Consider the following 11,597-nt stretch of genomic DNA (forward strand, 5'->3'; position numbering starts at 1 on the left):
CCGAGATGCAGGGGAAGGGTAGCCAGTGGAATGACTCGTTCAGGCAACAAACGGGGACTCAGCACTCGCCGCGCCAGTGGAAGCGGTCGATGGTCCGGCCGCCCGCGGGAAGGTTCCCGCGTCCCTCGTCCCAGCCTCGGTGCAGACAGGCGCTGCCGCCCTCCTTGAAGTACACCTGCACGTGGTCATATCCCGGCTGCGTCGTGCCGTTGTTGAAGAAGGACCTGCGCAGTCCGCACGTGCTGCGGGGCTCGTCGCCGGCGGAGCGGCAGACGGTGCCGGTGCCGTCGGGTCCCGAGTAGAAGCAGACGTTGCCGGGCGGGCAGTCCTGCCAAGCGGGGGGCGGCGTGCCGGCGCAGTTGCGGCTGGTGACGCTCGGCCATTCCTTCGCGTCGCCCGAGTACTCGACCCCGTCGAAGTGGGCCGGAACGCGGTGGCTCTCGTCGGTGAAGTCGCCCGAGGCGAGGTAGCGCTGCTCGTAGTGCAGGTGGGACCAGGTGGAGGCGCCCGAGGTGCCGATGCGGCCGATCCGGGTGGACGGCTGGACGGGGTCGCCCTTCTTGACGTAGGTCGCCGGGTCGTCCTTCAGGTGGTAGTACGCCGTGAACCAGCCGTTGCCGTGGTTGATCTGGATGGTGTTGCCCGAACCGTTGGTCCAGTACGTGGCGGCCACCGTGCCGGCGGCGGACGGCAGGACGGTCAGTCCGTCGGATCCGGTGTTGCCCTCCACCACGATGTCCAGCGCCGGATTGTGGCCCCAGGTGTTCAGCTGCCAGGTGGTCCCGCACGCGAAGGGCAGCTGGAACAGCGGCTTCGCCGCGGCCGCCGCCGTCTCCCCCCGCCCCCCGGCGAAAGCGGTGGTGGCGGCGGACGCGGGCGTTCCCGCCAGCACCAGTCCCGCCACGCACATCAGCACCACCGTCCGCAGCCTGCTCAGATACCGCAGCACGTCTTCCCCTCCCGGCCCCTGTGGACGGCGCCCGGTCGGGCGGTCCCGGCGTCATGTTCGGGGGTGGGGGCCGGGCGCACCACCTCGCACCTACGAGGGTGGGCCCGCGGGTCCCTCCGGCTACGGCTCGATCAGCCCGACCCGGATCGCGTACCGGGTCAGTTCCAGCCGGTCGCGCATCCCGAGCTTCTGGAGCAGGTTGGCCCGGTGGCGCTCGACGGTCTTGGCGCTGATGACGAGGAGGTCGCCGATCTCCTTCGAGGAGTGGCCCTCGGCGACGAGCTTGAGGATCTCCTCCTCGCGTTCGGTGATCGCCCGGGCGGGCAGCGGGTCGCCCTGGCGGGCCCGGTCGAGGTAGTTGCGGATGAGGGTGGTCTCGGCCCCGGGGTAGATGAACGGCTCGTCCCGGATCGCCGCCCGGCAGGCCTCGACCAGATCGCGGTCGGCGACCGACTTGGGGACGTAGCCGGCCGCCCCGGCCTTGAGCGCCTCGAAGAAGTACTGCTCGTTGTCGTACATGGTCAGGATGAGGATGCGCAGGTCCGGTCGCAGCCGGGAGAGTTCCCGCGCGGCCTGCAGTCCCGTCATCCGCGGCATCGCCACGTCGAGGACCGCGAGGTCCACCTCGCCGGTACGGGCCAGGGCGACGGCCTCCGCCCCGTCCCCCGCCTCGGCGACCACCGTGAGGTCCGGTTCGGCGTCGAGGATGAGGCGGACCCCGCGCCGTACGAGGGCGTGGTCGTCGGCGAGCAGGACGCGGGTCGGCGGCCGTTCCGGGGCGGTCAACGGCTTCCCTCCCCGAGGTCTCCGGCGGACCCCGACCCGGCCCCGGACGCCGACCCGGCAGCGGCGGCAGCAGCAGCCGTGTCGATGGCCGGTACGTCCAGCCGCACCTCGGTACCGCCCCGCGGGCCGTCCCCGATGACGAGCTCCGCCCCGATCAGCAGGGCCCGTTCGCGCATGCCCTGGATCCCCGCGCCCTCACCGGCCGGGCCGGTCCCCTTGCCGTCGTCCCGTACCAGCAGCCGCACCGCACCGCCGGGTCGGCCCGCCAGGTGCACCTCGACGGCGCTCGCGCGCGCGTGCCGGGCGGCGTTGGTCAGGGCCTCCTGGGCGACCCGGTAGACGACGAGTTCGGCCGCTTCGTCCAGCCGGGGCACTCCGGGGCCGATCACGTGCCGCACGGTCAGCGAACCACTGGTGAACTCCGCGGTCAGCGCGCGCAGCGCGCTGTGCAGTCCGAGCTCCTCCAGGACCCCGGGGCGCAGCCTGCGGGCAATGCGCCGGATCTCGTCCAGGCTGGTGCGGGTCGTCTCCTGCACCTGGTGGAGCTCCTCCCGCAGCGGGGCGGGGGCGCGGTCGGCAACGTGCTTGAGCTGGAGCAGGACCGCGGTGAGGGTCTGCCCGACCTCGTCGTGGAGTTCCTGGGCGATGCGGCGGCGTTCGGCCTCCTGCGCGGACAGGGCGCGGGCGGTGCTGCCGGCCCGCTCGGCCTCCAGCCGGCCCAGCATGGCGTTGAAGGAGGTCGTCAGCCCGGCCACTTCGCCGGGGCCCTCCACCCTGGCCCGGCTGCCGGGGCGCAGCAGGTCGACCGCGCTCATCGCGCGGGTCAGCCGGCCGAGCGGCGCCAGCCCGATGCGCAACAGGACGGCGTTGGCGATCAGCATGGCCGCGAGCCCGGCGAGCAGCACCACGGCCTCCCCGAGGACGACCGGGGTGGAGACGGTGACCGGTCCGAGCAGCAGCAGGACGGCCGTGACGAGGACGGCCGCGTTGAGCAGGAAGATCCGCCAGTACAGCGACACGGTCCTCCCTCCCCTCGTTCCGGTGTCCGCCGCCTGGGCGGACCGCTCGCTTCCACTATCCCCGCCGGCCCCTCCCGCACCTGCGGCGACCCGCCTTGACCTGCGACGGGAGCCATGTCCCCGCCCCACCCTGCCGTCCGCCGAGGGCCTTGTCCATCCGTGCCGACACCCATATCCCGCGCCCCGCGCGAGGTGGCACCATGAGCCCCGCGCGGCCGCCGGAACCTGCCTTCCGCCGGGGCCGCGCCGCACCACGGCCGAACACGAAGCAAGGGGGGACAGAGCTGTGCCTGCTCCACGGATGAGCACCACGCCACTGCCCGGCATCGGGGTCCAGTACGACCTCACCACCCGCGAGCACCGCGACCTGTCGGTGATCGCCCACCGCGACGGGACCCGTACGGTGAACATCTACCGCGCGGACGATCCCGACGCGTGCGCCCAGTCCCTGCACCTGACCGGGGCGGAGACCGCCTCGCTGATCGACGCCCTGATGCCCGCCCACCACAGCCCCAACGTGCTGCACACCACCGACCTCGGCCTGGTCGCCGAGCGCATCGAGCTGTCCGCGCACTCTCACTGGAACGGCCGGCTGCTGGGCGAGACCCGGATGCGGACGGAGACAGGCGTCTCGATCGTGGCGGTACTGCGCCGGGCCGAGGCCCGCCCCTCCCCCGCGCCCGACTTCCGCCTCGCCGGCGGGGACACGCTCATCGTGATCGGGACCCGCGAGGGCGTCGACGCGGCCGCCTCCATACTCGGACGGGAGTGATCGCCTGTGCACTCCGCCGTCTTCCTGATCGAGTTCGGTGCGATCATCCTGGGCCTGGGTCTGCTGGGCAGGCTCGCCGGGCGGTTCCGCTTCTCCCCGATACCCCTGTACCTGCTGGCCGGTCTCGCCTTCGGCACGGGCGGACTGCTGCCCATGGGCGCGAGCGAGGAGTTCGTGGCCATCGGCGCCGAGATCGGCGTCATCCTGCTGCTGCTGATGCTGGGGCTGGAGTACACGGCCACCGACCTGGTCTCCAATCTCCGGACCCAGTACCCGGCCGGACTGGTCGACTTCACCCTCAACGCGGTACCCGGCGCGGTCGCCGCTCTGCTGATGGGCTGGGGTCCGGTGGCCGCGGTGGTCCTCGCGGGGGTCACCTGGATCTCCTCCTCCGGCGTCATCGCCAAGGTCATGGGGGACCTGGGCCGGCTCGGCAACCGTGAGACCCCGGTGGTCCTCAGCGTCCTGGTCCTGGAAGACCTGGCCATGGCCGTCTACCTGCCCATCGTCACCGCACTGCTGGCCGGGGTCGGTCTCGCGGCGGGCAGCCTGACCCTCGCGATCGCCCTCGGCGTGGCGGGTGCGGTGCTGTTCGTCGCCGTCCGCTACGGCCGGCTCATCTCGCGCTTCGTCTCCAGCGACGACCCGGAGAAGCTGCTGCTCGTCGTCCTCGGTCTGACCCTGCTGGTCGCGGGCATCGCGCAGCAGTTGCAGGTGTCCGCCGCGGTCGGCGCGTTCCTGGTGGGCATCGCCCTGTCCGGCGAGGTGGCCGAGGGCACGCACACCCTGCTCAGCCCGCTCCGGGACCTGTTCGCCGCGGTGTTCTTCGTCTTCTTCGGCCTGCACACCGATCCGGCGAGCATTCCGCCCGTACTGCTGCCCGCGCTCGCGCTCGCGCTGGTCACCGCGGGTACGAAGATCGCCACCGGGTACTGGGCCGCGAAGCGCGCCGGGGTCGGGATCAACGGCCGCTGGCGGGCCGGCGGCACCCTGGTCGCCCGCGGCGAGTTCTCCATCGTCATCGCCGGTCTCGCCGTCACCGCCGGCATCGAACCGGCCCTCGGGCCGCTGGCCACCGCCTACGTGCTCATCCTCGTGGTGATCGGCCCGCTGACCGCCCGCTACACCGAGCCGATGGCCGCGTGGTTCCGGGAGCGCCGCGCCGTGAGCACCCCGCTGCTCGCGGCCGTACCGTCCCCCGCGAAGTCCCCGGAGTCCGCCGCGGAGCCGGCTCCCGACCAGGACCCCGCCGGGCGTCCGTAACGGGCGGCGGGGGCGGCCCGGCCGGCCGTCAGGGCGGGGCCATCGGCTTCGCCCGGCGGCCGGCGCGGGGGTCGGCCGCGCCCAGGCGGTTCACCGCCAGCGCGGCCACGACCAGCCCGGCCGCCAGCACGAGCCCGTTGGGCAGGGTGGCCCCGGCCACCACGGCCCAGATCCCGAGGGCGACGGCCAGCCAGGCGCCCGCCCGGCGGTACGCGCGGGGGTGCGGGCGCGGTTCGCCCGGGCCCCGCCCCCGGGCCGGGCTTCGACTTCGGCTCCGGCTCCGGCTCCGGCTCCGTACGGGATCCCCGTACCCGGGCCGGGCAGCGGCGCCGGTGGCCCTCGCGTCGTCGGATCGCGGCATGGCCCCGCTCCTTTCCGTGTGTCGGGCGACGACGGAGCAGCGGGAGCGCCACCGGGGGCACCAGCCGCTCCACGTCGGCGTCGAAGGGATGCAGGAGGTGTTCCTCCTCGAGCATCACCCGGCCCGCCGGCCCCGCGCATCGGGACCGGCACCCATCCTGCGGACCGGTCAGCAGATGCGCGGCAGTTGTTCGCCGATCGGCAGATCGACCACGCGGGTGCCGCCGAGGGCGGTGCGGGCCACGACCAGGCCCGGGTGGGCGTCGACGGCCTCGCCGATCACCGCCGCGTGGCGGCCCAGCGGATGGGCGCGCATGGCGTCGAGGACGGCGTCGGCGTGCCGGCGGGGCACGAAGGCGACCAGCTTGCCCTCGTTGGCCACGTAGAGCGGGTCGAGTCCGAGGATCGCGCAGGCGTTCGCGACGGCCGCGGGGACCGGGACGCGGCCCTCGTGGATCACGACACCGGTGCCCGAGGCGGCGGCGATCTCGTTGAGCGAGGCCGCCAGCCCGCCCCGGGTGGGGTCGCGCAGGACGTGGAGGTCCGGGGTGACCGCGAGCATGCTCCGCACGAGTCCGCCCAGGGCCGCGCAGTCGCTCTCGATGTCCACGCCGAATTCGAGCCCCTCGCGGACGCTCATGATCGCCACCCCGTGGAGCCCGATCTCACCGCTGACGATGACGACGTCACCCGGAACGACGCGCTGCGGGCGCAGGTCCACCCCGTCGGGGATGACGCCGATGCCCGCGGTGTTGATGTAGATGCCGTCCCCGTGGCCCGCTTCCACGACCTTGGTGTCGCCGGTCGCCACCTCCACGCCCGCGGCGCGCGCGGCCGCGCCCATGGCCTCGGCCACGCGCGCCACGACCGACATCTCGACGCCCTCCTCCAGGATGAACCCGCAGGAGAGGTACGCCGCTTCGGCGCCGCTCATGGCCAGGTCGTTGACCGTGCCGTTGACCGCGAGGTCGCCGATGCCGCCGCCGGGGAAGAACAGCGGCCGCACCACGTAGGAGTCGGTGGAGAACGCGAGGCGGACCCCGCCCAGGGAGACGGCCGCGGAGTCCCCGAGCTGGGCGAGCGCCTCACCGCCGAAGGCGGGGGCGAAGAGGTGCTGGACCAGTTCGGCGGAGAGTGCGCCCCCGCCGCCGTGGCCCATCACCACGCGGGGGCGGTCGCGCAGCGGGGCCGGGCAGGTCCAGCCCGTGATGTCGAGTGCGGTGTCAGACAACGGGGCTCGCCTCCAGCGGGGCGCTCACGGGGGTCGGGGCGGTCGCGGTCGGGGCGGTCGCGGGGGTCGCGGTCGCGGCGGCGGGTACGGTCCCCAGCTCCAGCCGCCGGTAGAGGTAGTACGCGGCGCAGGCGCCCTCGCTGGAGACCATGGTGGCGCCGAGCGGGCTGCGCGGGGTGCACAGCGTGCCGAAGGCCTCGCACTCGTGCGGTTTCAGCAGCCCCTGGAGCACCTCTCCGCTGCGGCACTCGGCCGGCTCCCGGGTGTTGATGCCGGTGACCGAGAAGCGGTGTTCGGCATCGAAGTCCCGGTAGCGGGGGGACAGCCGCCAGCCGCTGTCGGGGATGACACCGATGCCGCGCCAGGCCCGGTCGGTGACCTCGAAGACGTCCTCCAGCATGGCGAGGGCGGCCGGGTTGCCCTCGGGGCGGACGGCGCGCGCGTAGGCGTTGTCGACGGTGTGCTCGCCGCGCTCGAGCTGCCGCACGGCCCGGCGGACGCCTTCCAGGATGTCCAGCGGCTCGAAGCCGGTCACCACGATGGGGACCCGGTGGCGCGCGGCCAGTTCGGGGTACTCGCCCATGCCCATCACGCTGCAAACGTGTCCGGCGGCGAGGAAGCCCTGGACCCGGCAGCTCGGCGACTGCATGATCGCCTCGATCGCCGGGGGCACCCGGACGTGGGAGACCAGCAGGCTGAAGTTGGGGATCCCCAGCTTCTTCGCCTGGTGGACCGTCATGGCATTGGGCGGCGCGGTGGTCTCGAAGCCGATGCCGAAGAAGACCACCTGGCGCGCCGGGTTCTCCTGGGCGATCCGCAGGGCGTCGAGCGGGGAGTAGACGACGCGGACGTCGCCGCCCTCACTGCGCACCTGGAACAGGTCGCGGCCGGTCCCGGGCACCCGGAGCATGTCCCCGAAGGAACAGAAGATCACATCGGGGCGGGAGGCGATCTCCAGCGCCTTGTCGATGACCTCCAGCGGGGTGACGCACACCGGGCAGCCGGGACCGTGGATCAATTCGACCTGCTCCGGGAGCAGTTGATCGATTCCGTGCCGGATGATCGTGTGGGTCTGGCCACCGCAGACCTCCATCAGGGCCCAGGGGCGGGTCACCGTGGCGTGGATGTCGTCGAGCAGCCGGCGGGCGAGGTCGGGGTCCTGGAACTCCTCGATGTACTTCACGGCTGGACTTCCTCCTGCGGCGCGGCGAGGGCGGGCTCGGGTGCGGGTCGGGGTTCGAAATCGTCGGCGAAGGGCCAGGGTTCGCCACCGGCCGCTGCGGCCTGCTCCCACGGATCGCCGAACTCCTCCTGGAGCATGCCGAGTTGCGCGAAGAGTTCGAGGGTCTGCTTGGCCGACTCCTCGTCGAGGCGCTGGAGGGCGAAGCCCACGTGGACGATGGCGTACTCACCCACCTGCAGGTCCGGCAGGTACTCCAAACACACCTCCTTCTGCACACCGCCGAAGTCGACGGTGGCCATGCGGGTGCCGTCCTTCTCCCCGATGTCGAGCACTCTGCCGGGCACCGCCAGGCACATGGGCTTCTCCTTGCTGTGGGTGAGGTCAGGGGGTGTGGTGCGCGGCGGCCACCATGAGCTGGCCCAGGGACAGCCCGCCGTCGTTCGGGGGGATCCGGCCGTGCCGCAGGACGGTGAATCCGCAGGTGCGCAGCAGCCGGGCGCATGCCGAGGAGAGCAGGGTGTTGGCGAAGACCCCGCCGGTCAGGGCGACGGTGTCCAGGCCGTGCCGCTCGCGCGCCAGCTCGCACAACGCGGTGACGAGGGCGGCGACGGCGGCGTGGAAGCGGGCCGCGATCAGCGCCGGGTCCGTGCCCGCGCGTACGTCGGCCACCACGGCGGCCAGTACGGGCGCCGGATCGGCGGTGACCGGACCGCCGCCGGGGTCCGGCGGCACGTGCAGGCCGAAGGCGTAGCCGTGGCCGCCGCCGTGGACTTCACCGTCGCCGTGCGCTCCGTACGCCGCCCCCTCCAGCTCGATCGCGGCCTGGGCCTCGTACCCGGCCCGGTGGCAGATTCCGGCCAGGGAGGACACGGCGTCGAAGAGACGGCCCATGCTGGAGGTCGGGACGCAGTTCAGGCCCCGCTCCAGCTGCCGCTCCAGCACCCGCAGTTCTCCGGGCGGGCAGGCGGCGGTGCAGGGCAGGTCCGGTGTCCACTCGATGCCCGCGGCCCGCAGATGGGACAGCGCCATGCGGTACGGGCGGTGCACGGCCGCGTCGCCGCCGGGCAGCGGGACGTAGGCGAGGTGCGCGAACCGGGTGTACCCCGCGTAGTCGGCGAGGAGGAGCTCACCGCCCCACACGGCGCCGTCGTCGCCGTAGCCGGTGCCGTCGAAGGCGACGCCGATCACCGGACGGCCGCCGCCCAGGCCGTGCTCCGCCATGGCGGAGGCGATGTGCGCGTGATGGTGCTGGACGCGAACGAGGGGCCGGGCGCCCGCGGCACGCCGGGCCCACCCGGCGGAGCGGTAGCCGGGGTGGCGGTCGGCTGCGAGGAGCACGGGGGTGACGCCGGTGATGGACTCCAGCTGCCGCTCGGCGCGTTCGAGGGCGTCCTGGGTGGCGAGGTCGTCCATGTCGCCGATGTGGGCGGACGGCCAGGCCTTGCGCCCTTCGCCGAGGCAGAAGGCGTTCTTCAGGTCGCCGCCCGCCGCGAGGGTCGCGGGGACCGGTACGGGCAGGGTCAGTGGCAGCGGGGCGTACCCGCGCGAGCGCCGCAGGGTCAGCGTCTCGCCGTCGCAGACCCGCACCACGGAGTCGTCGCACGGCACGTGGATGGGGCGGTCGTGGGTCAGCCAGCCGTCGGCGAGGGCGGCGAGCCGGTCCAGGGCCTCGTCGTCGTCGGTGACGATGGGCTCCCCGGCGAGGTTCCCGCTGGTCATGACGAGCAGCCGGGGGCCCGGGGGGTCGCCGGGCAGGCCGAGCAGCAAGTGGTGCACCGGGGTGTACGGGAGCATCACCCCGAGGTCGGGACAGCGCGGGGCGACCCCGTCCGGGCCGTCCGTGCCCGCGCGGCGTCGCAGCAGCACGATGGGCCGTACGCCACCCGTGAGCAGCTCCCGTTCCTCGGGGCCGAGGTGCGCGAACCGCTCGACGTCGGCGAGGTCCCGGGCCATCAGCGCGAAGGGCTTGTCCCCGCGCGCCTTGCGCCGGCGCAGCTCGGCCACGGCGCCCGGGTGGGTGGCGTCGCAGGCCAGGTGGTAGCCGCCCAGGCCCTTGACGGCGAGGATCGCCCCGGCGGCCAGGAGCCGGCGGGCCTCGGCCACCGGGTCGGCGGCGGCGCTCTCGCGGGGCGGACGGCCGGTGAGCAGCCTGAGGCGCGGGCCGCAGGCCGGGCAGGCGACGGGCTGGGCGTGGAAGCGGCGGTCGGCCGGGTCCTCGTACTCGCGGGCGCAGTCGGGGCACAGGGGGAAGGCGGCCATGGTGGTGTGGGCGCGGTCGTACGGCAGCCCGGTGACGATGGTGAAGCGCGGCCCGCAGTGGGTGCAGGTGATGAAGGGGTGCCGGTGGCGCCGGTCGGCCGGGTCGGCCAGTTCGGCGAGGCAGTCGGCGCAGGTCGCCACGTCCGGGGAGACCAGGGTCCGGGCGGGGCCGCCGGTCCGGGAGGCGATGATGGTGAATCCGGCGCCGCCCGCGACGGGGACCTCCCAGTGGTCGACGGTGTCGACCACTGCCAACGGGGGCGCGTCCGCCGCGAGCCGTTCGCAGAACCGCGAGACCGCGTCCGGGGCGCCCTCGACCTCGGCGACGACGCCCTCGGGGGTGTTGGTGACGTGCCCGGCCAGGCCCAGTCCGGTCGCGCGGGTGTAGACGTAGGGGCGGAAGCCGACGCCCTGGACCACGCCCCGGACGGTGACCCTGCGGCGCTGCACCGCCTCCATCAGCGGGTCTGCGCGGCGGTCTGGACGTGCGGGTGTTCGTGCTCCCCGTCGTGATCGTGATCGTGGTCCTCGTCACGGCCGTGATCGTGTTCGTCGTCGTGATCGTGGCCATGTCCGTGACTGTGCCCGTGCGCGTATGCGTGAGCGTGAGGGTGCGCGTGCTGCTGACGGGCCATCACCGGTGCGTGCGCCCCGCCGCCCGCCCCGACCTCCAGCGCCCGGTCGAGCAGGACGCCCAGGCCCTCGCCGGCCCGAGCCGAGGTGAGGACGATCTCCACACCGGGGTTGACCTGCTCGACGTTGGCGCGGAAGGCGGCCTCGTCGAACTCGACGGCCCGCGCGATGTCGGTCTTGGTGACCAGCACCAGCTGGGCCAGTCCGAAGGCGGTCGGGTACTTCAGCGGCTTGTCCTCGCCCTCGGTCACCGAGGCGAGCACCACCCGCAGCGATTCACCCAGGTCGTACCCGGCCGGGCAGACCAGATTGCCCACGTTCTCCACGAAGAGCAGCCGGGTGTCCCCGGGCAGCCAGCCGTCCAGGTGCCGGCCGAGCATCGCGGCCTCCAGGTGACACAGCCCGTCGGTGAGCACCTGCTTGACCGGTACGCCCGAACGGGCCAGCCGCAGCGCGTCGTTCTCGGTGGCCAGGTCCGCGGTCAGCGCGGCCACGGCCACGCCCCGCTCCCGCGCGAGGAGCAGTTCGCGCTCCAGGAGCGCCGTCTTGCCGCTGCCGGGGCTGGAGAGCAGGTTGACCACGGTCGTACCGCGGGCGGTGAGTTCGGTGCGCAGGACCTGGGCGGCTTCGTCGTTCTTGGCGAGCACCGCCTGCCGCAGATCGACCACTCGGCACATGGTTCAGGCCTCCTCGGGAATCGGTTCGCGGGTACGGGCGCCGGCGGGGCCGTCTTCCCAGCGCACGCTGAGGATCTCCAGCTCACGGCCCGACAGCAGTTCCACCTCGGTGGCCCTGCCGCATCCGGGGCAGCACAGCTCGGGGGGCATGCCCACCGCCCAGGTTCCGGGGCAGGAACCGCAGCGGGCCCGGGCCGTCACGGACTCCGTGACGAGTTCGGCTCCTTCGAGGACCGTTCCGGCGCAGGCCAGTTCGAAACAGAAGGCCAGCGCGTCGGGGACCACCCCCGCCAGCTCACCGACCTGCAGCCGTACGGAGGTGACGGCGTGCGCGCCGCCCGCCCGGGCCGCCTCTTCCACCTGGCCCACGACGGCCATGGCGATCGACATCTCGTGCATCGGACTCCGTCCTGCCGGGGCTCATTGAACCGGCGGGACGGAGTCCGTGCGGTCGGCACGCCGGTG

General features: G+C 73.6%; 12 protein-coding genes. 2 read left to right on the forward strand and 10 right to left on the reverse strand.

Going from position 1 to position 11,597, the window contains the following annotated elements:
- Positions 1 to 58 precede the first annotated feature (58 nt).
- The 3 genes from OG373_RS09430 to OG373_RS09440 all read right to left on the reverse strand — a co-directional run bounded on the left by OG373_RS09430 (position 59) and on the right by OG373_RS09440 (position 2,754).
- Positions 59 to 949, reverse strand: coding sequence for a peptidoglycan DD-metalloendopeptidase family protein (locus OG373_RS09430; protein WP_405437410.1), 891 nt, complete (start codon positions 947 to 949; stop codon positions 59 to 61).
- A 120-nt stretch (positions 950 to 1,069) separates the two neighbouring features.
- Positions 1,070 to 1,735, reverse strand: coding sequence for a response regulator transcription factor (locus OG373_RS09435; protein WP_189967792.1), 666 nt, complete (start codon positions 1,733 to 1,735; stop codon positions 1,070 to 1,072).
- Entirely contained in the window at positions 1,732 to 2,754 is a 1,023-nt protein-coding gene (locus OG373_RS09440) for a histidine kinase (RefSeq protein ID WP_405437411.1), read from the reverse strand. Before OG373_RS09440 ends, OG373_RS09435 begins: the two co-directional genes overlap by 4 nt.
- A gap of 301 nt (positions 2,755 to 3,055) precedes the next feature.
- Between OG373_RS09440 and OG373_RS09445 the strand changes: the two genes are divergently transcribed.
- Both OG373_RS09445 and OG373_RS09450 read left to right on the forward strand, forming a co-directional pair.
- Positions 3,056 to 3,526: a cation:proton antiporter regulatory subunit gene (locus OG373_RS09445; RefSeq protein ID WP_405437412.1), complete on the forward strand. Its 471-nt coding sequence runs from the start codon at positions 3,056 to 3,058 to the stop codon at positions 3,524 to 3,526.
- A 6-nt stretch (positions 3,527 to 3,532) separates the two neighbouring features.
- The gene (locus tag OG373_RS09450; protein WP_405437413.1) at positions 3,533 to 4,789 is read left to right on the forward strand and encodes a cation:proton antiporter; all 1,257 of its coding nucleotides are present in this window, start codon (positions 3,533 to 3,535) and stop codon (positions 4,787 to 4,789) included.
- Between the two features lie 28 nt (positions 4,790 to 4,817).
- On the opposite strand, the gene OG373_RS09455 is transcribed toward OG373_RS09450, so the two are convergent.
- From OG373_RS09455 to OG373_RS09485, 7 genes are all read right to left on the reverse strand, one after another.
- Positions 4,818 to 5,150: a hypothetical protein gene (locus OG373_RS09455; protein WP_405437414.1), complete on the reverse strand. Its 333-nt coding sequence runs from the start codon at positions 5,148 to 5,150 to the stop codon at positions 4,818 to 4,820.
- Positions 5,151 to 5,318: 168 nt separating this feature from the next.
- Positions 5,319 to 6,380: a hydrogenase expression/formation protein HypE gene (gene hypE, locus OG373_RS09460; protein ID WP_405437416.1), complete on the reverse strand. Its 1,062-nt coding sequence runs from the start codon at positions 6,378 to 6,380 to the stop codon at positions 5,319 to 5,321.
- Positions 6,373 to 7,563, reverse strand: coding sequence for a hydrogenase formation protein HypD (hypD, locus tag OG373_RS09465; protein ID WP_405437417.1), 1,191 nt, complete (start codon positions 7,561 to 7,563; stop codon positions 6,373 to 6,375). The genes hypE and hypD overlap by 8 nt, the downstream gene beginning before the upstream one ends.
- Positions 7,560 to 7,919 (reverse strand): HypC/HybG/HupF family hydrogenase formation chaperone, encoded by a 360-nt coding sequence (locus OG373_RS09470; RefSeq protein WP_405437419.1) that lies wholly within the window; start codon positions 7,917 to 7,919, stop codon positions 7,560 to 7,562. Before OG373_RS09470 ends, hypD begins: the two co-directional genes overlap by 4 nt.
- A 25-nt stretch (positions 7,920 to 7,944) precedes the next feature.
- Positions 7,945 to 10,281, reverse strand: a complete 2,337-nt coding sequence (hypF, locus tag OG373_RS09475; protein ID WP_405437420.1) for a carbamoyltransferase HypF — start codon at positions 10,279 to 10,281, stop codon at positions 7,945 to 7,947.
- Positions 10,281 to 11,132 (reverse strand): hydrogenase nickel incorporation protein HypB, encoded by an 852-nt coding sequence (gene hypB, locus OG373_RS09480; RefSeq protein ID WP_405437421.1) that lies wholly within the window; start codon positions 11,130 to 11,132, stop codon positions 10,281 to 10,283. Before hypB ends, hypF begins: the two co-directional genes overlap by 1 nt.
- Before the next feature lie 3 nt (positions 11,133 to 11,135).
- On the reverse strand, positions 11,136 to 11,531 hold the full coding sequence (locus OG373_RS09485; protein ID WP_397729767.1) for a hydrogenase maturation nickel metallochaperone HypA: 396 nt from the start codon (positions 11,529 to 11,531) through the stop codon (positions 11,136 to 11,138).
- Positions 11,532 to 11,597: the final 66 nt, after the last annotated feature.

It is taken from the genome of Streptomyces avidinii, from assembly GCF_045161815.1.
In the GTDB taxonomy this organism is placed as follows: domain Bacteria; phylum Actinomycetota; class Actinomycetes; order Streptomycetales; family Streptomycetaceae; genus Streptomyces; species Streptomyces avidinii.

What these genes read in the sequence shown, in the direction of transcription:
- OG373_RS09445 (WP_405437412.1), top strand. Translation starts at nt 3,056, where the DNA reads ATGAGCACCACGCCACTGCCCGGCATCGGGGTCCAGTACGACCTCACC.
- OG373_RS09455 (WP_405437414.1), bottom strand. Translation starts at nt 5,150, where the DNA reads ATGCCGCGATCCGACGACGCGAGGGCCACCGGCGCCGCTGCCCGGCCC.
- OG373_RS09470 (WP_405437419.1), bottom strand. Translation starts at nt 7,919, where the DNA reads ATGTGCCTGGCGGTGCCCGGCAGAGTGCTCGACATCGGGGAGAAGGAC.
- hypF (WP_405437420.1), bottom strand. Translation starts at nt 10,281, where the DNA reads ATGGAGGCGGTGCAGCGCCGCAGGGTCACCGTCCGGGGCGTGGTCCAG.
- hypB (WP_405437421.1), bottom strand. Translation starts at nt 11,132, where the DNA reads ATGTGCCGAGTGGTCGATCTGCGGCAGGCGGTGCTCGCCAAGAACGAC.
- OG373_RS09485 (WP_397729767.1), bottom strand. Translation starts at nt 11,531, where the DNA reads ATGCACGAGATGTCGATCGCCATGGCCGTCGTGGGCCAGGTGGAAGAG.